The 21,494-nt window shown below is 55.5% G+C and carries 18 protein-coding genes and 1 pseudogene; 11 read left to right on the plus strand and 8 right to left on the minus strand.

Annotated elements, in window-relative coordinates; all coding sequences use genetic code 11:
- Nucleotides 1–290: 290 nt before the first annotated feature.
- The 6 genes from C816_RS21910 to C816_RS13815 all read left to right on the plus strand — a co-directional run bounded on the left by C816_RS21910 (nucleotide 291) and on the right by C816_RS13815 (nucleotide 6,656).
- Nucleotides 291–1,037, plus strand: a complete 747-nt coding sequence (locus C816_RS21910) for an MBL fold metallo-hydrolase (RefSeq protein WP_016323014.1) — start codon at nucleotides 291–293, stop codon at nucleotides 1,035–1,037.
- A gap of 77 nt (nucleotides 1,038–1,114) precedes the next feature.
- Nucleotides 1,115–2,293: a TRAP transporter substrate-binding protein gene (locus C816_RS13795; RefSeq protein WP_016323015.1), complete on the plus strand. Its 1,179-nt coding sequence runs from the start codon at nucleotides 1,115–1,117 to the stop codon at nucleotides 2,291–2,293.
- A 49-nt stretch (nucleotides 2,294–2,342) separates the two neighbouring features.
- Nucleotides 2,343–2,951, plus strand: a complete 609-nt coding sequence (locus C816_RS13800) for a TRAP transporter small permease (protein ID WP_016323016.1) — start codon at nucleotides 2,343–2,345, stop codon at nucleotides 2,949–2,951.
- The gene (locus tag C816_RS13805; protein ID WP_016323017.1) at nucleotides 2,948–4,234 is read left to right on the plus strand and encodes a TRAP transporter large permease; all 1,287 of its coding nucleotides are present in this window, start codon (nucleotides 2,948–2,950) and stop codon (nucleotides 4,232–4,234) included. The genes C816_RS13800 and C816_RS13805 overlap by 4 nt, the downstream gene beginning before the upstream one ends.
- Nucleotides 4,235–4,509: 275 nt before the next feature.
- Nucleotides 4,510–5,433 (plus strand): AEC family transporter, encoded by a 924-nt coding sequence (locus C816_RS13810; protein WP_016323018.1) that lies wholly within the window; start codon nucleotides 4,510–4,512, stop codon nucleotides 5,431–5,433.
- Between the two features lie 41 nt (nucleotides 5,434–5,474).
- Nucleotides 5,475–6,656 (plus strand): amidohydrolase family protein, encoded by a 1,182-nt coding sequence (locus C816_RS13815; RefSeq protein ID WP_016323019.1) that lies wholly within the window; start codon nucleotides 5,475–5,477, stop codon nucleotides 6,654–6,656.
- Nucleotides 6,657–6,659: 3 nt separating this feature from the next.
- Here C816_RS13815 and C816_RS13820 read toward each other — a convergent pair whose 3' ends face one another.
- Nucleotides 6,660–8,108: a sigma-54 interaction domain-containing protein gene (locus tag C816_RS13820; protein WP_016323020.1), complete on the minus strand. Its 1,449-nt coding sequence runs from the start codon at nucleotides 8,106–8,108 to the stop codon at nucleotides 6,660–6,662.
- A gap of 99 nt (nucleotides 8,109–8,207) precedes the next feature.
- Between C816_RS13820 and C816_RS13825 the strand changes: the two genes are divergently transcribed.
- The 5 genes from C816_RS13825 to C816_RS13845 are packed head-to-tail and all read left to right on the plus strand — an operon-like array spanning nucleotide 8,208 to nucleotide 13,298.
- Entirely contained in the window at nucleotides 8,208–9,086 is an 879-nt protein-coding gene (locus C816_RS13825; RefSeq protein ID WP_016323021.1) for a DUF6282 family protein, read from the plus strand.
- A gap of 49 nt (nucleotides 9,087–9,135) precedes the next feature.
- Nucleotides 9,136–10,356: a lactate racemase domain-containing protein gene (locus C816_RS13830; RefSeq protein WP_016323022.1), complete on the plus strand. Its 1,221-nt coding sequence runs from the start codon at nucleotides 9,136–9,138 to the stop codon at nucleotides 10,354–10,356.
- A 26-nt stretch (nucleotides 10,357–10,382) separates the two neighbouring features.
- Complete coding sequence (locus tag C816_RS13835; RefSeq protein ID WP_016323023.1) at nucleotides 10,383–11,567, plus strand: mandelate racemase/muconate lactonizing enzyme family protein; 1,185 nt, start codon at nucleotides 10,383–10,385, stop codon at nucleotides 11,565–11,567.
- 30 nt (nucleotides 11,568–11,597) lie between these two features.
- The gene (locus tag C816_RS13840) at nucleotides 11,598–12,524 is read left to right on the plus strand and encodes a beta-keto acid cleavage family enzyme (RefSeq protein ID WP_016323024.1); all 927 of its coding nucleotides are present in this window, start codon (nucleotides 11,598–11,600) and stop codon (nucleotides 12,522–12,524) included.
- Between the two features lie 12 nt (nucleotides 12,525–12,536).
- Nucleotides 12,537–13,298, plus strand: a complete 762-nt coding sequence (locus C816_RS13845) for a DUF169 domain-containing protein (RefSeq protein WP_016323025.1) — start codon at nucleotides 12,537–12,539, stop codon at nucleotides 13,296–13,298.
- Between the two features lie 706 nt (nucleotides 13,299–14,004).
- Here the strand turns inward: C816_RS13845 and C816_RS13850 are convergent.
- From C816_RS13850 to C816_RS25490, 7 genes and pseudogenes are all read right to left on the minus strand, one after another.
- Entirely contained in the window at nucleotides 14,005–15,060 is a 1,056-nt protein-coding gene (locus C816_RS13850; RefSeq protein WP_242832204.1) for an aminotransferase-like domain-containing protein, read from the minus strand.
- Nucleotides 15,061–15,327: 267 nt separating this feature from the next.
- A pseudogene (locus C816_RS25695) lies at nucleotides 15,328–15,471 on the minus strand (GntR family transcriptional regulator); the annotation flags it as partial.
- A gap of 31 nt (nucleotides 15,472–15,502) precedes the next feature.
- Nucleotides 15,503–16,693, minus strand: coding sequence for a metal-dependent hydrolase family protein (locus C816_RS13855; protein ID WP_016323027.1), 1,191 nt, complete (start codon nucleotides 16,691–16,693; stop codon nucleotides 15,503–15,505).
- Between the two features lie 157 nt (nucleotides 16,694–16,850).
- Nucleotides 16,851–18,254 carry a YfcC family protein gene (locus C816_RS13860; RefSeq protein ID WP_016323028.1) on the minus strand — a complete coding sequence of 468 codons (1,404 nt, stop codon included), beginning with the start codon at nucleotides 18,252–18,254 and terminating at the stop codon, nucleotides 16,851–16,853.
- A 647-nt stretch (nucleotides 18,255–18,901) separates the two neighbouring features.
- A complete protein-coding gene (locus tag C816_RS13865) occupies nucleotides 18,902–19,498 on the minus strand; it encodes a helix-turn-helix domain-containing protein (RefSeq protein ID WP_207636929.1) in 597 nt (198 codons plus the stop codon).
- Nucleotides 19,499–19,607: 109 nt separating this feature from the next.
- On the minus strand, nucleotides 19,608–20,573 hold the full coding sequence (locus C816_RS25485) for a phospholipase D-like domain-containing protein (RefSeq protein ID WP_305809363.1): 966 nt from the start codon (nucleotides 20,571–20,573) through the stop codon (nucleotides 19,608–19,610).
- Between the two features lie 9 nt (nucleotides 20,574–20,582).
- On the minus strand, nucleotides 20,583–21,200 hold the full coding sequence (locus C816_RS25490) for a PLDc N-terminal domain-containing protein (RefSeq protein WP_016323031.1): 618 nt from the start codon (nucleotides 21,198–21,200) through the stop codon (nucleotides 20,583–20,585).
- Nucleotides 21,201–21,494: the final 294 nt, after the last annotated feature.

Below are 21,494 nucleotides of genomic sequence, written 5' to 3' on the forward strand. Positions count from 1 at the left end.
ATGTCATCTCACCTGCGTTTTTAATAAAAACAATTCAATTTTGAATTATTCTCTCAAAAATCCATCTATCTGCGCACCGCCGCCTATTGGTACATCTTCTCAAAACAGTTTAGAATTTTTGCGCAGTTTGACGGGGATTCTTCTTCAAAACGGAAAGATCCTGGGGGAGTTTTTTACCTGTAAAAAAGATTTTTGACGGCTTGGTTCTGGCATATTTTTTGCTTCTATAAATTTGCAGCGCGATTGACTTTTCCAAATCTGGCCGCAGCTTTTGAAAGGGGAGTGTTCACATGAGTCTGAAAGTCGAATATCTCGGCTGGGCATCCTTTATTTTGACGGGTCCCACCGGAACCAGAGCTGTGACGGACCCATATTTATCCGGAAATTCCCGGACTAAGGTTCCGCCCAGCCCTGTCAAACCGGAGGATGTCCAGGTGGACTTGATTATTGTCAGCCATTGCGCTGGAGATCATTTTGGACAGGCTCTGGAGATTCTAGCCAATTCCAAAACCACGAAACTGCTGGGGGATCACAGCACGCTGTGTCTGGCGGAACGGGCCGGGTATGGCGGAACCTGGGACCCGCGTATGGAACTGACCACCAGCGGCGCAACCTATGTCCAGGGGGATTTTACGATCCATGCTGTAGACGCCCGCCATATTGCGTTCAAACGCTTCGAGGACGGCTCCTGTATGACAGGAGAACCGCTTTGTTATATAATTCGTGTAAAGGACGGGCCCACCTGTTTCTTTGGCGGCGACACCTCCTTGACCTGCGATATGAAGCTGTGGGGAGAGCTGTTCCATCCGGATCTGGCGTTTCTCGGCATCGGCGGCGTGGATCTGGACGGGCGGAGCCTGGATGAGATGGACCCTCCGGCGGCCGCGATCTGTGCGGAGATGCTGGGGGCAAAAACGGTGATTCCCATGCACTACCGCACGCAGGAGTATCTGGAGCGGTTCCGGGAGCATCTTGCCGTCCGCTGCCCGGACTGCGCCTGCCTTGCGATGCGGCCAGGCGAAAGTCTTCTTCTGTGAGAAATACCGGGTTGAATCCGAATCACTCTGCCGGAAACCGGTGGGATGAAATAAAAAATTTTTTGGAGGAAACAGAAATGTCAAAAAAGTTTACCAAGATCGTTGCGCTCTTCCTGATCCTGGCGATGCTGTGTACCGGATGCGGCCTCAGCGGCGCGCCGGCCGACAGCGGCGCTTCCGATCCGGCCGCTGCGGACGACCCGCAAGCCAATACGGACTCCGGCGACGGCAGCGCCGAGGTCAAGGTGGGCCTGGAGCAAAATGTCTATGAGATCCCCGACTACACCAACGCCGGCCCCGGCGTCAAGGTTCTGCGTCTGTCCGTGTCCATGGGCGCCGGCGACTACGGCACTTCCGCCTCCGGCGTTATGTTTAAGACCTTTGTGGACCGCATTGAAGAGCTGTCCGGCGGCAAGATGCTGGCGCAGGTCTATCCCGCCAGCCAGCTGGCTTCTACCACTGACGACATTGTCAACGGCATCCTGACCGGCGCGTTTGAGATGGCTGAGGTGGGCACTGGCAACTGGGGTGACTACACCAGCGCCTTTACCCCCATGAACACGCCGTTTCTGTACGCCTCTGACGCAGTCTGTTATGAGGTTATGTCCGGCGAGATGGGGCAGATTATGAACGGGCAGATGCTGGCGGATACCGGCATCCGCGCCGAGGGCTTTATGTATCTTGGTATGCGCACGATCACAAACAACACCCGGGAGATTCACAGCCCCGCCGATCTGAGGGGGCTGAAGATTCGCGTGCAGAGCGATCCCACACAGCTGGCGCTGTTCGAGGAGTTGGGCGCCTCCACGATGACCGTGTCCTTCTCTGAGCTCTTCACCGCCCTGCAGCAGAAGCTGTGCGACGGGCAGGATAACCCCATTATCTCCGTCGTATCCAGGAAATTCTATGAAGTCCAGAACTATATCACGATGCTGAACCATCTGCCCAACATCTCCATCTTCGTCATGAGCGACGCTTACTACCAGTCCCTGTCCGCCGAGGAGCAGGCCTGGGTGGATCAGGCCGCGCAGGATGCCACAGAGGCCTGCTATAACACGCTGGTGGAGACACAGGAGATCCTGAAAGAGCAGCTGATTGCTTACGGCATCAACATTACCGATCTGACCGCCGAGGAATATCAGGTGTTCACAGAATCTGTTCCCAACACCACCGCTATGTGCGAGGAGGCCATCGGCGCTGAGAACTGGAGCAAGCTGATGTCCGCCATTGAGGCTGCCGAGGCAAAGGCCGGCTGAATTCCATCGGTTCACCAAGATGAAGTGAAAGGAAAGGAGAGGATAGGGATTGTTGAGAACGGAAAAGAACTGGGGAAAAGAGATGCTGATGCACTTTGAGACTTACATCGGCCTGGCCGCGTTTCTCTATATCACGGTTGTTCTGACGATTCAGATTATTGGGCGGTATCTCTTTCGGACATCCTGGGCATGGATCGAGGAGACCTCTGTAATCGGCTATGTGATTTTGATCTACTGCGGCGTCTCCGGCGCTGTGACCACCCGGCAGAATATGCGGATCGACATGGTGCTTACCTTTGTGCCGTTTATGGCAAAAAAGGTGATGATGATTCTGGATACGATTATACACGCCGCGTTCACCGCCTGGCTGACCTACTACCTGTATCAGATCATTCTGAACATGCTGAAACTAAAGCAGGTCTACTCTGTCACCCGGATGCCCAGAGTCTATGTGTATATCTTTATGGCCGTCATGCTGGCTTTAAGCGTTCTGCGCGCTGTTCAGGAGATCATTAAGCTGACCCGGGAGCAGGAGCAGGAGCTGGGCAAGGCCAAGCCGGCCTTTGATCTGGACGCCATCTGGGAAGAGGGCAGAGCTGCCCGCGAGGCCTATTTGGCGCAGCAAAAATCCAACGAAGAGGGGGGCGTACAGGAATGAATATGGTCGCGGCCGCTTTTATCCTGATGTTTGTCCTTTTGTTCCTGGGCGTGCCCATCGGTTCTTCTATCGGCATCCCCGTGGCGATTTTGATCGCGGTTACGCAGTGCACCAGCTTTGAGTTCATCGCCCAGTTCCTGTACACCAAAATGGCCGATTTCACCATGCTGGCCCTGCCGTTCTTCCTTCTGGCCGGCGACATCATGGACTGCGGCGGACTCTCCAAGCGGCTGGTGGCCATTGCGGATTCGCTGATCGGCAATATCACCGGCGCACTGGGCATTGTCACCGTGATTGCCTGCATGTTTTTCGGCGCCGTATCCGGCTCCGCCCCCGCCACCGTGGCCGCCATCGGCACCATCATGATTCCGCAGATGGTCCGGGAGGGCTATGATAAGGGGTACGCCGTGGGTCTGGTCTGTGTGGCCGGCGGTCTGGGCATCATCGTTCCGCCGTCTTTCCCCATGGTGCTCTACGGCGTGACCAACGATGTGTCCATCGGCGATATGTTCCTGGCCGGTTGGGGCCCCTCCATCGTGGTGGGCGCCATCCTGGTTATCACCAACTGCCTGATCTGCAAAAAGCGTGGCTATAAGAGTCCGATCCCCAAAAAGACCAGCCTGAGAGCCTTTGGCAAAGCCATATGGGAGGGCAAGTGGGCAGTTCTGATGCCTGCCATCATCCTGGGCGGCATTTACTCCGGCGCATTCTCCCCCACGGAAGCCGGCGTGGTTTCCTGCGTGTACGGCCTCATTGTGGGTCTGTTCCTGTACCGGGAGCTGGATGTCCGCCAGATCATCCCCATGTTCAAGCAGAAGGTCAACTTTCTGGGCGGGATGATGTTTTGCTTCGCCCCCGCCGGCGCGCTGGGAGCGGTATTCGCCTACCTGGGCTACACCACGGTAATCAAGAACTTCTTCCTGGGCGTCTCCACAAATCCCTACATCATCGTCCTGCTGATCTACTTCTTCCTGTTCATCGCAGGTATGTTTGTGCAGACCTCGCCCATCATCGTTATCATTTCCCCGCTGCTGCTGCCGGTTGCGACGGCTGTGGGCATCGATCCCGTCCACTTCGGCATTATCATCACGCTGGCGCTGGCCGTGGCGTTCGTCACACCGCCGGTGGCGACGAACCTGTTCGTAGGCGCCTCCATGACAGGCATGAGCATTGACAAGATCTCCAAGGCGGCGGCTCCGTTTATCTTTGGACTGGTTCTGTCGGAGATCATCGTGGGCTTTATGCCCGGCGTCAGCATGCTTCTTGTCAATTTGTTTGGGTGATCCCTTCTTTTCTCCTCAGGCGGGAGGACGGCGGAATCTGCCGTCCTCCCGGCCGAACCCCGTTCCGCACCGCTTTTCGCCCGTGTTTGAATAATGTCAAAACACCCGGGCGGCGGATCGTTTTCCGCTGTGCCGCATTAAAAATTCTTGAAATACGCAAAGAATTTTTCTGAATTTTTGCCCTGCCCGGCGAAAAAATCTCTTACCGTTGGACATTCCGCCATTTATCAAACGAGGCCTAAGTCCCGCAGAAATTTGATTGGAGCCGTTTCGCTATGCTTGAGACCTTCGCGGCGGTGGTCAGTCTCCAGGCCACGCTGCTCATTTTGATTCTCGCCGGCGCTGCCGGAACAAAGCTGGGGTTCATCACCGAAGGCTTTCAAGACGGCCTGTCCGGATTCCTTGTCCGCATCGTCCTTCCGTGCAGCATATTGAACGCCTTTACCGGCGGAGCGTCCGCAGACCTTCTGGGGCAGTCGCTCCAGATTCTGGCAGTCATGACCGCGGTACATATCTTCTATATCCTTTTGAACCTGGCGCTGTACGGCAGACAGCCGCCCCGGCGCGGAGCGGTTTTGAAATTCGCCGTTCTCTGTCCCAACACCAACTTTATGGGGATGCCGGTCATCGGCGGAATTTACGGAGACGCCGGTACGCTGCTGCTCTCTATCGCGCTTTTTCCCGTTCGGGCGTTTATCCTCACCGTTGGAATCTCCTACTTTGTCATCGGCCAGTCCAGGCGCTGGTTCCTTCGCCTTTTGAAAAATCCCGCAGTTTGGGCTGTTCTCATAGGCACGGTCATGCTGGTGTTTGGCCTGCGGTTTCCCGCTCCCGCGCAAAAGGCCGTCGCGTCGCTCTCCACGTGTACAACGCCGCTCTCCATGATTCTGATCGGCGGCGTTGTGGGGAATTTGAAACGGGAGATGCTGCGGGAAGCGGAGGTCTGGAAGTTCTGCCTCCTGCGCCTGCTGCTCATTCCCGGGCTGCTGCTGTTCGCGCTGCGCCTGTTGCCGCTGGACCCTCTCGTCTGCGGAGTGGCGGTGCTGATGTCCGCGCTTCCGGCAGGCGCCATGACCGTGATCTACACAAAGGAATACCAGAGGGATGAAAACTTCGCGGCAGCCTGCGTGGTTTTCAGCACGCTGCTCTCGGTTTTGACGATCCCCCTGGTAAACCTGGCCTGCATATCATTTTTGTGATTGCGGCATATCTCCATATTGTTTTTTGGGAGGGCTGTATCGTGAAAATTTCTGAACCTGTGAAAAAGTACAACTTCTGGCTGAAGGGAGGCCATGTGGTGGACCCTTCCCGCGGCATGGACGAAATAGCCGACGTTCTCATCACCAACAGCCGGATCGCAGAACCGCCGGAGAACGGACAGATCGATCCGGCGGATGTCAAGGAGATCATCGACTGCGCCGGCCACTATGTGTTCCCGGGGCTGATCGACCATCATGTGCATTTCTCCTGGAACACCTCCGGTATTGCGCCGGATCTGTACTGCCTGCCCAGCGGCGTCACCGCGGCCTGCGACGCGGGCAGCATCGGCACCAATGCCTTTGAAAATTTTGTGCGCCACCGCCTGATGCCCGCTGCCGTCACATTGAAGGCCTCCATCAATGTCGCCTCCGGCGGCCTGGCCGGCGCCGGCTACATGGAGGACATCAGTCCTGAACTCTACGATGTGCGGGCTATGGAGTACCTGTTCGAGCGGTACAGGGAGTATATCTACGGACTCAAGCTCCGGATCGGCAGGGACATCTCTGAGGGAAAGGGGCTCCGCCCGCTGGAGGAGAGCGTCAAGCTGGCGCGGAGATTTGAAACCCGCCTCTCCCTCCACGCCACCTGCCCGCTGGAGCCGCTTCCGGAGATCGCCGCCCGCATGGGAGAGGGGGATGTGCTGTGCCACACCTTCCAGGCCATGGGGCCGTACAGCATCCTGGATGAAGCCGGACGAGTCTACCCCGAAATCTGGGAGGCAAGAAAGCGCGGCGTGGTGTTTGACAGCGCCCAGGGGCGCATTCACTGCTGCTTTCCTGTGGCCGGGGCGGCCATCCGGCAGGGCTTTTCCCCCGATGTAATCAGCACAGACCTGATTACGTTCAGCGCCTATCAGGAGCGGCTCTTCTCCCTGCCGGTCACCATGTCCCGCTTTCTGGCGTTGGGAATGCCGCTGAACGACGTTGTGCGCTGCTGTACGGAAACGCCCGCCAGGCTGATGGGCCTGGCGGGGCAAATTGGAACGCTGCGTCCCGGGGCGCTGGCGGACGTCGCCATTATGGAGCTGAGGCCCCACGCGTTTGAATTTCAGGACTCCTACGGAAACCGTCTGCCGGCCTCGCGGATGCTTTTGCCCAGGATGACGCTGAAAGCCGGGCGGACCGTCTGGCGCGACATCGCCTTTACCGAAATGATGCGCTGACTCTCACCACTCCAGTCCGTACTGCTTCGCTTTTCTGGCGACCGTAGGCTGGGAGGTGCGCAGGGCCCGGGCCGCCTTATAGGTGGTTCCGTAGCGGGACAATGCCTCCTGCAAAAGCTCCCGCTCATAGTTCTCCATCAGCTCTTTCAGGCCAAGGCCGGAGACTTCCGCCCCGGCTGAGACGGCCTGCTCCGGGACGGTCAGAATCTTTGAAATCTGGCTGGAGGTGATACGGGTCTCGTCTCCGATAATGACCAGCCGCTCTAAAAGATTTTCCAGCTCCCGGATATTGCCCGGCCATTGGTAGAGCTTCAGCGTCTGCATGGCAGTGTCCGTCACCCGCTTCTTTTTGCCGTATTTTGCGTTGAACTCGTCCAAAAAGTGCTGTACCAGCAGGGGGATGTCCTCGGCCCGCTCCCGCAGAGGCGGAATGCGGAGGGGGATCAGGTTGAGCCGGTAGTAGAGATCCTGCCGGAATTCGCCGCGCCGGACCATCGCTGCCAGGTCCTGGTTGGTGGCCGCGATGAGGCGCACGTCCACCGGGATGGTCTTTGTGCCGCCGACGCGCATGATCTCCCGCTCCTGCAGCACCCGCAGCAGCTTGGGCTGCAGGGCTTTGGGGAGTTCCCCAATCTCGTCCAGCAGCAGCGTACCCCCGTTGGCCAGCTCAAACATTCCCGGCTTGTTTTTCACGGCGCCGGTAAAAGCGCCCTTCTCATAGCCGAACAGCTCGCTCTCAATCAGCGATTCCGGAATGGAGGCGCAGTTGACCCGGATAAAGGGCTCTCCCGTGCGCTTGCTGAGACGGTGGATCTCGTTGGTCAGCACCTCTTTGCCAACGCCGGATTCTCCGGTGATCAAAACGGTGGCGTCCGTGGCCGCCACATACTGCACGCTTTGCAGCAGGCCCTGGACCGCCGGGCTCTTTCCGATGATATTCTGCGAAGAGACCATGCTGTTGCGGTAGAATTCCAGCTCATCCATAATCAGTTTGTTTTTCTCAATGGCGTTTTCCAGCTCTTCACAGAGCGTGGAGAAGTCGGTCAGATTCCGGCAGATGGTCAGCGCATACCGGATCTGCCCGCTGTGAAAGAGGGGAGAGCTGGTCAGCAGAACCCGCTGATGCTCCCGCAGATAGGCGAACATGGAGATGGGCTTTTGCCGTTTGAGCGCCGTCAGTGCCACGGAGTCAAAATTTTTATGGTCAAAATGCGTGTACTGTGTGGTTTGGGTGTCCTCGTCTTTCTCGAACGAGAAGTAGAAGCCGGAGTTGCTTTTCTCAATGGCCTCGTTGATATGCAGGCCCTTCGCCTCGGCCAGGGAGATGCCGATCATCTCCTCCCATGCGGTGTTGGCAAATACCAGGATGCCCTCTGTGTCGATAATATGCAGCGGATCGCTCACTGCGTTCAGGATGTCCCGGCAGTCTATATCCTTAAAAAAGCAATTCACAGAAAACGCCCCTTTCCCTCGGTGGGATTTATTATATCAGATTTCGACAGGAATTGTCCACGATTCAATTTGAAATTAAATTAAAACAGGAGGATATTTATGGATAGAAATGAATTACTCAAGGGCGTGCTGGACATCCATGTCCACGCCGGTCCCTCCGTCGCCAGCCGGGAACTGGATGCCGCGGATATGCTGAAGGAGGCGGAGGCCGCGGGGTACCGCGGATTTCTGGTCAAGGACCACTATTTCCCCAGCATGATGGGCTGTCAGATGGTACAAAGGCATCTTGGAAACGGGAGTGTGGAGATCTTCGGCAGCTTGTGCCTGAACAACGCCGTGGGAGTGTTCAATCTCAACGCCGTGGATGCGGCGTACGGCATGGGCGCAAAGATGATCTATTTTCCCACGGTCTCCAGCAAAAACCACATCGACGCGCACAAAGGGGGATTTGCCGGCGCCGGAAACATGTCAGTGCCGGAGACGCCCGTAGTCTATGTGGATGAAAAAGGCGAACTGCTCCCGGAGGCCGTCCGCGTGCTGGAGTACATGGCGGAGAAGAACATCGCCCTGGGAACGGGGCACGGAAGCGCCCGGGAGATCGACGCCCTGGTACGGACGGCCGTCAAGGCGGGGGTCAAAAAGATTCTGGTGAACCACCCCCATTTCCACATCGGCGCAACCTACCGCCAGATGCGGGAGTGGGCCGCGCTGGGTGCCTATATCGAGCTGAATGTCTGCGTGTTTTCCGAGGGCTCCAAGCTGGGGCCTCTGCCGACCTCCGTGCTGGAGGAGATGCTGCGGGAGGTCCCGCGGGACCGGATGGTGCTGGATTCCGACATGGGCCAGCGGGGCAACGGCTCCCCGGTGGAGGGAATGTATCGGTTCATGCGCCTGATGATGGACCGCTTTGGCGTCACAAAAGAGGAGATCGACGTGATGGCAAAGAAAAATCCCGCGATTTTGATGGGGCTGGCCTGAGCGTGGGGATCTACTGTCTGAAACCGCAGCGTATGGGGAGAGAGGTCCTATGACGAAAACATATCAGGTGTGGCAGAATGCCTGGAGAGACGACCCCGATGCCCGCGTCGCCCTGGAGCTGCCCGGCAGCTGGGACATTACGCTCCACGCCGTGGAGGCTGACAGGCGGCAGCCGCTGACCCGCGGCCAAATTGCGCGGCGCATCCAAAACCCTGTTGGAATGCCCTCTATACGGGAATTGGCGCGGAGCGGCGGGGAGGCGGTGATCGTCTTTGACGACCTCAGCCGCGGAACCCCTGCTCAGATACCCGCGGAGCTGGCGGTGGAGGAGCTGCTGGCCGGCGGAATTGGGCCGGAGCATATCCGGTTTCTCTGTGCGCTGGGAAACCACGCGCCCCTGACCCGCACGGATTTTGTGCGCAAGCTGGGTGAAAATATTGTGGAGCGTTTTCCGGTCTATAACCACAATCCCTATGAGCACCTGGTAAAGGTGGGCGTGGATTCCGCGGGCGAGGACGTTTTGATTAACCGCGAATTTATGAACTGCGATGTCCGCATTGGAATCGGAAGCGTGTCGCCTCATCCCCTCAATGGATTTGGCGGCGGAGGCAAGCTCCTCTTTCCCGGAATCGCCGGCATCCGCACCACACGCAGCAACCACTCGCGGCGGGAGTTTCTCCCATTTTCTTCCCGGAGCTGCGGACTGCGCCGGGAGATTGAGGCGATGACGGACATGGTCCGCCCGTTTTTCAAAATAGACGCCGTTCTGAATTCCAAGCTGGAGATCGTGGAGCTCTGTGCGGGCGACCCCTATGCGGAGTACTATCAGGCGGTGGGATTCTCTCAGGAGCTGAACACCATGCCCGCCTCAGCTGAGAAAAAGGACGTTGTGTTTGTCAACGCCAACGCCAAATACAACGAGGCGCTGATTGCCGTGCGAATCGGCGCCATGGACTTAAAGCCCGGCGGAGACCTGGTGCTGATTAACCACTGCCCCATGGGCCAAGTGGTGCATTATCTGTACAGCGCCTTTGGCACAAGCTATGGCGGCCCCTGCTGGACGCCCTGGAAAGAGCGGCCTAAGAGCGATATTGGCCGGGTGATCTACTACACGCCTTACCCGGACGTCACCAGCAGATACAGCCTGAACGAGCCGGAAAAGGTCTGCTTTGCCAAGACCTGGGAGGACGTGATGGACCTGCTCTCCGGCTGCGGCCCGGGGACTGCCGCTTCCATTATCCCCGACGGTACGATTTCCTGTTTTCGCTGAAATAAACATCTTAAGGAGTGAACCACATGAAAATCACAAGCATTGACATCTTCCTGATTACCATCGGGCGGCCCTCCGTTCTCGGCAGCCCCTGGAATCCCATTGTTGTCCGCGTTAACACAGAGGACGGCATCAGCGGCTACGGCGAGGTGGGCCTCTGCTACGGCGATACCAAGGAGGCGCCCTTCGGCATGTGCCGGGATTTCGCCAAGCTGATTATCGGTATGGACGCCATGAACAGCGAGGCCATTTGGGCGCGTCTTCACAACACCTTCTGGGGATTGGGCGGCGGCCCGGTGGTATACGGCGCCATGAGCGCCATTGACATTGCCCTGTGGGACATCAAGGGCAAGGCGCTGAATGTGCCGGTCTATATGCTGCTGGGCGGCAAGACCAACACGAAGCTGCGGGCTTACGCCAGTCAGATTCAATTTGACTGGGGCCAGACTGCCCGCGCTCTGACCCGGCCAGAGGAGTACGGCGAGGCGTGCCTGAAAGCCAAAGAGGACGGCTATGACTGCGTAAAGGTAGATCCTCTGTGCTTCAACATGGAGGGGAAGTACAAGGGCTGGCCCTGCAGCGGCATCCTCCAGGCAGAGCAGCTGAAAATTGCCCATGACCGCGTTGAGGCCGTCCGGCGGGCCGGCGGCGATGACATGGATATTATCATCGAGGTCCACTCTCTCACCGATGCCAATTCCGCCGTTCAGCTGGGCCATGTGCTGGAGGAGTTTAACATTTTCTATTACGAGGAGCCCACCATGCCCATGAATCCCGCCAACATGAAGGAGATCGCCCGGCGGGTCAGCATTCCTCTGGCCAGCGGCGAGCGCATCTATACCCGCTGGGGCTACCGTCCCTTCTTTGAGGATCACTCCCTCCATGTCATTCAGCCGGACCTTGGCAACTGCGGCGGCATCACCGAGGGAAAGAAGATCTGCGATATGGCCCGAATCTATGACATCGGCGTTCAGATGCACATCTGCGGCGGTCCCCAGGCCACGGCGGCAGCGCTGCAGCTGGAGGCGGTCATTCCCAACTTTTTGATCCACGAGCACCACCAGGCCGCTCTTCTGCCGGAAAATATCCGTACCGGCATCTATGACTATCAGCCTGTAAACGGCTATTTTACGGTTCCGGATCTGCCCGGCGTAGGCCAGGAGCCGAGCCGGGAGGCCATGGACACCGCTGTCAAGGTCACGGTGAAGTAAAGCCGCATCGGCCGCAAAAGGAGTTTATCTATGAAAAACGACAAAGTGATCCTGACCGCCGCGATTACGGGGGCGGTCCATGTCTCCAGCATGAGCCCCTATCTCCCCATCACGCCGGAGGAGATCATCCGTCAGTCGGTGGAGGCCTGCCGGGCCGGGGCCGCGGCAGTTCATATTCACGCCCGGGACCCGCGGTCCGGAGAGCCTTCTTCTGATCTGAATGTGATGCGTCAGATTGTCTCCGGAATCAAAGAACAGTGTGATGTAATTATCTGTATTACCACCGGCGCCAGCCAGATGATGACGGTGGAAGAGCGGCTGTCCGTGGTTCCGGCACTGAAGCCGGAGCTGGCTTCATGCAACGCCGGTTCCATGAACTTTGTCCTGGCCGGGCTGGTGCCCCAACTCTCTCCCGACGGGCCGGAATGGGAGCGCAAATACCTGGGCGGCACATACGACAACGTATTTTCCAACACCTATCTAGGACTGGAGTCCTATATCAAGACCATGGCGGAAAACGGCACCATTCCGGAGTTTGAGGTGTACGATGCCGGCATGATTAACAACATCGCCTACTTCCGCCGGAAGGGAATTCTGACCTGTCCCATCTACATCCAGTTTGTGTTGGGCATCCAGGGGGGGCTGCCCGCCACGGTGGACAACCTGGTGTTCCTGCGTTCCACTGCGGAACGGCAGCTGGGAGAGTTCAACTGGTCCGTAGCCGCCGCCGGGAAGTATCAGTTCCCCATGGCCGCCGCAGCCCTGGCCATGGGCGGCAATGTGCGCGTGGGCTTGGAGGACAACCTCTATATCCTGCCGCACCGGCTGGCGGAGTCCAACGCGCAGCAGATCCTCGCCGCCGCCTCTGTTGCAAAGACCCTGGGCCGAGAGATTGCCGCACCCGATGAGGCCCGCCGGATACTGGGCCTGAAGGGAAGCGCACAGGTGAACTATTGAGGGAGGACTCTAATGGATACATATGACTGGGGCGATATAACCGCCCGCCTGACAAAAATGCTGCGTTTGCAGACGCCTCCCGTAGGCATGAAGTGGATTCGCACAGAGGAGGAGCTGTACGCCATCCCCAAGGTCCGCATCCATGATAAGCACCTTCCTCCCTGCACGATTGTAAGCCATGCGGCGCAGTTCAACTGGACCAGCGCCTGCAGGATCGAAAACATTCACGCCAACTACTGCCGGGGCATCAACGGCATGTTCCGGCGGGATGAGAAGTGGTACTCCGGCGAGATGTTCAATCAGGTCTGGTTCAGCAATCTGGAGGCGTCCAAAGCCCATAACCGGGCGTTGGACTGCATGCCGCCGGAATATATTGCTCTGGTGGCCTCCCCTTTGACGGCGGGGCGGATCGCGCCGGATGTCTGTGTGCTGTACACCAACTCCTCACAGGCATTTATCCTGTTTGCGGGGTATCAGTTTGAGGAGTATGAAAAGCTGGAGTTCACCTTCGTGGGGGAGTCCACCTGCTCGGATTCCTGGGTGCGCACATTCCTGACCGGAAAACCCGCTCTGGCGCTTCCGTGCTATGCGGATAAAAAATTTGCGGGTTTGGGGGAAAACGACCTGCGGCTGACCTTCACTCCCGCCGGATTGGTCCGGGCCCTGGCGGGTGTGGAGGGGATGTTCAAGAATGGACTGCGCTATCCCATAGCCTCTTACAGTCTGACCAGCGATATTCTGGACGGCCTGCCAAAGCACTACATGGAGTTTTAGCGGCAAAAATCAGGGGAATGTCTGCGCTTGGCTGGGGTGGACGCGCTCCCGACCTTAGATGATGAACGCCGTTCGGACGTTTATGTGCCGTTCTTTGTTCAATTTTCTTAGGCCTTGTTTGAAAAATGGCAGAATGCCCTAATCCGGCATTCTGCCATTTTTCAAACAGGTCTTACAGGTGTTTGCGCCGTGCTCCATGGCGGCGAAATAACGCTCCGCTTTGATGGAGTCTTGAAATTTTTGCACATACCGTCGGTGCAGTCCTTCAAATAGGCCCCGGTATCGCTCTACCAGAAGTCAAAGGACGCCGCTCATAGGACAGTCTGAACAGCCATACACTAGGCCCTGTTTGAAAAAAGACAAAACGCCCAAACGGTGGATCTTGATCCGCCACTCTGCGTTAAATTTTCTTGCCGGGCGTCAGCCCGGCAAGAAAGTTTGCCTTGATTGGCGAAAAAATCTCTCGCCGTTGGGCATTCCGCCATTTTTCAAACATGACCTAAAGCCGCCAGAAATGGAAAGCTGAAATAAAATGTTCCAGCATATAGATCGAAACATAGGGGGGTGAATTCGGAAATCAGACTGTTTGCAGCTTGTTTCCCTTCTTGGGGGAAAGCATCGGAAAGAATTGCCCCGCAAGGTATAAAGATAAAAACGGCCCCGCCAAATCTGTCAAGTCTCACAGACTCGTTCAGACTGGGCGGGGTCATTCAAGCTGTCGGCGGAGCTCGTCGTAAATGATCTGCACTCCGGTCTCAATTTTTTCATCAGTGATGTTGGAAAAGGACAGGCGCATAAAACTGCCATCCCCTGTCCCATAGGGGTAAAACAGTTTTCCGGGGCAGATCAGCACCCCCCGGTTTCGTAAATTTTTATACAGGCTCATATCGTTCACACCATTGGGCAGACGGCACCAGAGGCCCAGTCCGCCCTGGGGCTTCTCGGCAAAAAGCCCCAGCGCTCTCAGCGGTTCCAGCGCCTCATAGAGCCGCCGGCACTTTTCCCGATAAAAGCAGTTCATATTTTTGCGCTGCTGGATATGGTATCCTCTGTCCAGATACTCCGCAAACATGGCCTGTTCCAGGCTGGGCAGATGGATCAGCGAAGTGCTGATAATCTTGGAAATGCGTCTGGCCATGTCGGTGGGCGCCAGCAGATAGCAGATTCTTGCCCCATAGTAGAAGTGCGTCAGCGCCGCGTCGATGCAGATCACATTCTCGCGCCTGTCCAGAGCGTACAGGGAGGGGAGAACATCATTGGTAAAGGATATATCCGCATGCCACCGCTCCTCCACCAGAGGAACGTCGTATTTTCGGGCCAGCTCCAGCAGGGCATAGCGTTTTTCCAGGCTCATGCAGGCCCCAGTGATCGCGTGGTAGTCGGGCATTGTATGAAAGAATTTCGGCCTGTACTGCCGGATGAGATTTTCCAGCTCAACCAGATTGACGCCGTCCTCCTCCAGCGGAGCGGTCAGAACCCGGAGCCCCTGATTTTGGAAGATTGTAAACGTGTCTGGCATGATAGGGGTCTCGGAGATCACATATTCGTGTTTAGCCGCCAGCAGCTTGGACACATATTCAAGCCCCTGCACCGCCTCGTTAATGATGACGATTTTGCCGGGCGTCACACGAACGCCGTCCTCCAAAAGGGTGTGAGAGAGCTGCTGGCGCAGTTCCAGGCTGCCGGTACTGGAGCAATGAAAAAATGCGTCGGCCCCCCGGCGTTCCACTACGCTGAAGAGCACCTCTTTAATCTCTTTCAAAGGGATCAGTTCTTTTGGAAGCACGTGTCCGCCAAAAGAGATGTATCCCTCAGAAAAGGAGGCTGAGTAAATTTGGTCAAAAATCGTTGCATACTGGTTGACCTCTCTGCTGTACCGGAAGACCGCAGTGTGCTTCTTGAATGGCGGCGGGGCCTGGGCGTTATTGCCGCCGAATATGACGAAATAGCCCTTTCTGCCCTCAAAATCGCTGCTGATAAGCTGCTGATCCGCCAGATTTTTATAAGCTCTGATGACGGTATTGCGATGTACGCCGAGGTTGGACGCCTGCCGCCGCTCAGAGGGCAGGCGGGTTCCGTAAACCAGCACGTTATTCAGGATATTCTTTTTGATTTCAGCCTCAATTTGACTGTAAATGGGGATGGAGCTGTCCCTGTCAATAGAGATGCGCACGGGCTTCTCCCTTTCTCCGCGGCGGCCGCGCTTAATTTTCGATTATTTCTCCCCGGAAGAAAACGTACCGGGGCTTTTTCCGCATAACGTAAATGTCCTCGTCCGGGTTGCCCTCTATGACTACCAGTTCCGAGGCCTTTCCCACCTTGATCGTGCCCTTTCGGTCCGCCATGCCGGCGATCTCGGCGCTGTTTTTGGTGGCCTGGAGCAGGATGTCCAGATAGGAGAAATCGTACCAGTCGGTCCGGGCAATGAATTCCAGCCCTGGTCTGCGCTTGAAATTGGCATAGTCCGCATCAGACCCGAAGCCCATCTTCAGTCCGGCGCGGTAGGCGGCATTGACGCAGGCCTTTTCCTGCTCTTCATAGATGTGGCTTTTCTCTGAGGCGCCGTCGACGAGAGCGTTCATGTTCTCGTCTGTGCTGGCGATGCTCACAGTGCCCGTGGGGATCATAAAGCAGTCGTCCCGGTCTTTCAGCATGGCAATGCCCTCACTGTCGATAAAGCACCCGTGCTCAATGGTCCGCAGGCCGCAGCGAATTGCCAGCTTGATTCCGTCGGCGCCGTGGGCGTGCCCCATGACATAGGTGCCCTTGCGCCGGGCCACGTCGACTATGGAGCGCAGCTCGTCCTCGGCTATAATGGTCTGTCCTGGATCGCCGCTCTCATTGAGGAAAGCCCCTGTGACCATGACCTTGATGATGTCATTGCCTGCCTCCAGCTGCTTCCGGGCCGCCTTGCGGAACTCGTCGGGACCGTCGGCCACCTCATAGAGATGCTTATACTCGTCGTTGCCGCTCTCCGTGGGCGTGAGGGCATGGCCGGCGGTGATGATGTCGGGTACATTTATAATACCCCTTTTTCGGGCTTTCATTAATCCCCGGGTTACGTGGAAGGGACAGCCTGCGTCCCGAAGGGTGGTATATCCCTGGCGCAGGTACTCCCGGCTGAAAGCATAGGTGTCAAAGCAGGTGTCCACCTCGTTTTTGTTGTCGAGGAGCAGCATGTTCAGCTCGGTCATATACAGATGGGTATGTAAGTCGAAGAAGCCCGGAAGTACGGTGCTTCCCATTACGTCAATGATCTGCCCATTAAACGAGTGGATTTTCCCTGCCGGGGCGATATTCAGGATGGAAGTATCGTCAATTACAATGTCTGCCCGGTTTTCAGAGAAGCCTTCCACCAGCTCCGGAATGAGCCGGCAATTTTTTAGCAGGATCAACAGTTCCGCCTCCTTTGAAATGTCAGCTTGTGGAGAACCCATGTGTACAATTAAAATCCCGCAGCTCCGGCATTTTAATTGCAGTACAGATTCTTGATGATAACGCCGGACGGCGGCGCACGTCCGCTGCCGTCCGGCGCTGTCTTGCAGTAAGGGCTCAGAACCCGATATTGACTGCAATGATTAGGAACACGAATGCCAGCACCACCCAGATGGCCAGCAGAGGAGAGAAGAATTTCAGCCACTTCTTATAGGGAATGTGGCAGATCGCCAGGGCGGCCATCATGTCTCCGCAGGAGGGGGTAATCAGATTGGTGTAAGCGTCGCCCATTTGGAAGGCCAGCACCGCGGTTTGGCGGGAGACTCCCACCATATCGGAAAGGGGAGCCATGAAGGGCATTGTAACGGCGGCCTGGCCGGAGCCGGAGGGAATCACGCAGTTGAGCAGATCCTGCACGATGAACATGCCGCAGGCACAGGCGCTGGCGCTGAGCCCCCGCAGCAGATTGCCCGCATGATAAATCAGCGTATCCAGGATGCCGGCGTCCTGCATGATGCTGCTGATGGACATACACAGGCCGATCAGGAAGCCGATCCACACCAGGTCCGCAGCCCCCTTCAGGAACACGTTGATGAATTCATTGGGAGAGAGCCTCGCCACCACGCCGATGATCAGGGCGGTGATCAGGAAGATGGCGGCCATTTCGTCCATGTAAAAACCGAGCTTGACCACGCAGAGAGCCACTACTATAAAAGAGAGTGCGAAAATCAGAACGACCAGCTTCTGGGAACCCGTCATTTTGGGAATGCTCTCAAGGTCGAGGGGCTCAATGTACAGATCGTCAATTTCTTTCATCTCATTGCGCTCCGGATGGGTTTTGATCCGGTGTGCGTAGATCATGATGAAAACAGAGGACACAGTGCACAGTACGAGGCAGATCACCAGCCGGTAGGGAATCCCGGAGAACAGGGGGACGCCGGCAATCGTCTGTGCCACACCCACCGTGAACGCGTTGGTGGCCGCTCCGGCAAAGCCGGCTCCCGCGCCGCAGAACATGGAGGCCACCGCTGTCAGGGAGTTGAATCCCGCGCTGACACAGACGATGTGCACCAGAGGCAGGATGGCCAAGTACTCCTCCCAGGTGCCCGCGGTGGCAGAGATCAGACCACAGACAAAGACGCAGATGGGGATAAGCAGAATCTCCACGCCGTGGAGGGTTTTGACCATGTTGGCCATAGCCGCCTTCAACGCGCCGGTGTGTTCCACCACTTGGAAAAAACCGCCGACAACAAGCAAAAAGAAGATGATCGGGGCGGCGGACTGCATTCCAACTGTGAGAGAAGTGAAAAACGCCAGAAAGCCGATGGGGTTCCGGTCAATGTAGTGGAAGGAATCCACATCCAATATGTCGTACCCCGTTTCGAGATCGGTGACACGGTCAAATGCGCCGGCAGGAATGATGTAGGTGAGGATCGCTATGATTACTAAGATGATTGCGACGATCAGGATCGGGTTCATCGGTTCTCTGGCTTGGACCAGAGATGGTTCCTTTTTCTTCATAGTTGCACTCCCTTTCTCTAAGCCCTGTTTGAAAGCTGGAAATAAACCAACTGCAGTTTTTACCTGGCGGGAAGCTCCTATGCGGACACGCGGCGGAAAAAGTATGCCGCTGAGGAAAAACGCCTGACATTTGGCTATATTAACATTTTCAAACACCGACTTGTGTGCTTTTATTGTAGCATTTTATCTGTTTTCCTGAAAGCTCCATCTGCATTCCTACTTTGTAGTCCAAAAATGGTACTTACATAAAAGCGCTGAATGGGCATTCCGGAAACGTCTGGCCGCAGAGGATCTTATTCACACGGGGGAAGATGGGAACGCTGGGCTATGACCACGCCGCCCAGCGGCGAAACCCGCTCCGCACTCGCTGTGACAATGCCGCTGACGGCAGTGCACGCCATATTTGCAAGTCAAAAAAACTGCATTCATAATCGAAAACACCAAATGGCCGAGGAATTTTCGATTACGAATACAGGTTCTGAATGACATGATGGGGCACAACCGGGCCTTGTTTGTAAAATATCAAAACGTCCAAACGGCGGATATTTTTCCGCAGCTCTGCGCTGCATACGCAAAATATGGCTGTGTCAAACCGCCGGCAAAAAAGCCTGCCTCGATCCGGCATTCCGCCGGTTTGAAAACAGACTTCAGCCGGTATTTGGGTCATTTAGGCATTTTTTATACTGTTCCACCGTATCGTGGCCGGGACTTACCGCGTAGCTCCAGACGCTGATGCAATCCTCCGCGCTGGTCTTGCGGTAACTGTGATTTTGATTGGCCTCAACATAGATAAAATCGCCGGCCGCCATCGCGTATTCCACGCCGTTGACCGTTACGATCATGGCCCCCTGAACAACATATCCGATCTCGTCAGCCACATGTGCGGTAGAGGTGTGATTTTCCTGATCCCGAACCGTCATAATAATGCAGTTTATGGAGCGTGAGCCTTCAAAAGCGGCCTCGTAGGTATAGCCGGGCTCATTAAAGAGAAACGCTCTCTGTCCCGGATGTGATACAATTTCCCTCCGCGCGGATGCCCGTTCAATCAAATCAGAAAGCGTTAAATCCAATACTGCGCATACCTTGTTCAGATTCTCAATGGTAGGGCTGTTCATATTCCGCTCCAGCAGGCTCAGATAAGCGGCGGATAGCCCCGTCAGATCTGCAATCTGCGTCAGCGTCAACTTCTTCTCCTTTCGACGCTCTTTCAAGATTCCGCCAAATTGTGTGCTCAACTGACGCACCCTCTTCCCAACGATGCCCTGTGTGTAAGCTGGCACCGTTTTTTTTAATTATAGTAAAAAACCATCCTGGCGTCAATAAAACCGCTTGTTTTCTATAAACAACTTATTTTCACATCAGCGGCGCAATGGTTTTCAGAACAAATCCCATCACACGCAACGTCCATTTTTCTTCCTGTATCGTTTCGGACGTTACCTCGCGGCACTTCTCCAAAGTATTCTGTAAATCTTTTTCAATTTCAGGGATACAACTTGTGTTGTAAAGATAAGTAGCACATTCAAAATGATGATATAGGCTCCGGTAGTCCAGATTGATCGTTCCTACCACGGCCTCCTGGTCGTCACAAACAAATACCTTCGCATGGACAAAGCCAGGGGTGTACTCGTAAATCTTTACACCGGATTCCAGCAAAGAGGAATAGTGGGTTTTGGCAAGGGAATACGGAGCGGATTTATCTGGAATGCCCGGCAGAATCAACGTCACATCCACGCCTCGCTCTGCCGCAAATTTTAAAGCGGTTTCCATCTCACCATCCAGAATCAAGTATGGGGACATGATGTGGACATATCGCTGTGCGCGGTTCAAAATATCCATATAGACCCGCTCTCCAACCCTATCGTTATCCAGCGGACAATCACCATATGGCAGAACATAGCCGCTGCAATTTTCCGGTGGAATGGAGGGGAATGACAGGAACCGATCAAACTCCTGCTCCTTTTCATCTATCCCCCACATTTGCAGGAACATAAGCGTAAAGCTCCTGACAGCTTCCCCTTTCAGCATAATTGCTGTGTCCTTCCAATGACCATACTTTTCAATCTGGTTGATATATTCGTCCGCCAGATTTACGCCCCCATTAAAAGCGGTGTGGCCGTCGATAACAAGTATTTTCCGATGGTCACGGTAGTTGTAGTGCGTAGAGACAAAGGGAGCCACAGGCGCAAACATTTTGCATTTGATACCAAGTGCTTTCAGACGCTTAGGGTAGTCATGGGGTAACGTGGAAAATTCGAAAGTGCCATCGTACATAACACGAACATCCACGCCTTCCGCAGCTTTCCGGGCCAAAATCTCCAAAACCTTTCCCTACATCAGACCCTCATCTACAATGAAATACTCCAAGAAAATGAAATGTTCAGCTTGCTCCAGTTGTCGAAGCATTTCATGCCACTTTTCTTCACCGATGGGGAAATAGGTAGCAGCCATCCGCTCAAACACCGGATAGCAGCCACTCCTGTGGATATAGCGGGCCAAAGCTGCCACCCCTGGGTTTTCCTGTGCGAGACAATTTGCGGTTTGCTCTGACTGTGGAATGATTTCCTTGGTCTGCTCGGTCAGTTGGCTTAAACGCGTTTTCACGGCCCGGTGTCCTATATCGCTCTGTGTATACCAAAACAGCAGTGCGCCAAATACAGGCAGGAGCATAATAACGATCAGCCATGTAATTTTCGATGTCGGGTCAAGGCGGCGGCTATTGAGCAGGTATAACACCATGACGGCGGTAAAGAGCGCCGTACCGCCCAAGATATGGGGCAGAAATTCCTCAAACCATTGAAAGATACTGAACAGCAACAACACCTGGATGGACAGCAGGAGCACGATCAGCCCCAAACGGCTGAATACCATGTGGACAATGCCCTTTTGCCCTTTCTTCAGCAGAGACAGCCCCTTACTTTCAAAATCTGTATTCTTTTCTGTACTCATGATTTACCCTCCCCATTTTCATTTCATTTTTTGAAACTAAAGCGCCGATACAGATAATTTCTTTATCGTGAAGTCTTTTCAGAAACGACAACAGGATTGGAAGTCCCAGCATACCCAAGAGGCCAAAAAATTTAAGACCTATGAGCATAGTAGCTAGGCCTTGTTTGAAAAATGGCGGAATGCCCAACGGCGAGAGATTATTTCGCCAATCAAGGCAAATTTTTGCAGGCGGGCTGACGCCCGGCAAGAAAATTTAACGCAGAGTGCCGGATCAAGATCCACCGTTTGGGCATT

Source organism: Oscillibacter sp. 1-3, assembly GCF_000403435.2.
Lineage (GTDB): Bacteria > Bacillota > Clostridia > Oscillospirales > Oscillospiraceae > Oscillibacter.

Coding starts and splice junctions, on each gene's coding strand:
- C816_RS13840 (WP_016323024.1), top strand. CDS start 11,598: ATGAAAAACGACAAAGTGATCCTGACCGCCGCGATTACGGGGGCGGTC.
- C816_RS13835 (WP_016323023.1), top strand. CDS start 10,383: ATGAAAATCACAAGCATTGACATCTTCCTGATTACCATCGGGCGGCCC.
- C816_RS13830 (WP_016323022.1), top strand. CDS start 9,136: ATGACGAAAACATATCAGGTGTGGCAGAATGCCTGGAGAGACGACCCC.
- C816_RS25490 (WP_016323031.1), bottom strand. CDS start 21,200: ATGAGTACAGAAAAGAATACAGATTTTGAAAGTAAGGGGCTGTCTCTG.
- C816_RS13825 (WP_016323021.1), top strand. CDS start 8,208: ATGGATAGAAATGAATTACTCAAGGGCGTGCTGGACATCCATGTCCAC.
- C816_RS13860 (WP_016323028.1), bottom strand. CDS start 18,254: ATGAAGAAAAAGGAACCATCTCTGGTCCAAGCCAGAGAACCGATGAAC.
- C816_RS13795 (WP_016323015.1), top strand. CDS start 1,115: ATGTCAAAAAAGTTTACCAAGATCGTTGCGCTCTTCCTGATCCTGGCG.
- C816_RS13805 (WP_016323017.1), top strand. CDS start 2,948: ATGAATATGGTCGCGGCCGCTTTTATCCTGATGTTTGTCCTTTTGTTC.
- C816_RS21910 (WP_016323014.1), top strand. CDS start 291: ATGAGTCTGAAAGTCGAATATCTCGGCTGGGCATCCTTTATTTTGACG.
- C816_RS13810 (WP_016323018.1), top strand. CDS start 4,510: ATGCTTGAGACCTTCGCGGCGGTGGTCAGTCTCCAGGCCACGCTGCTC.
- C816_RS13845 (WP_016323025.1), top strand. CDS start 12,537: ATGGATACATATGACTGGGGCGATATAACCGCCCGCCTGACAAAAATG.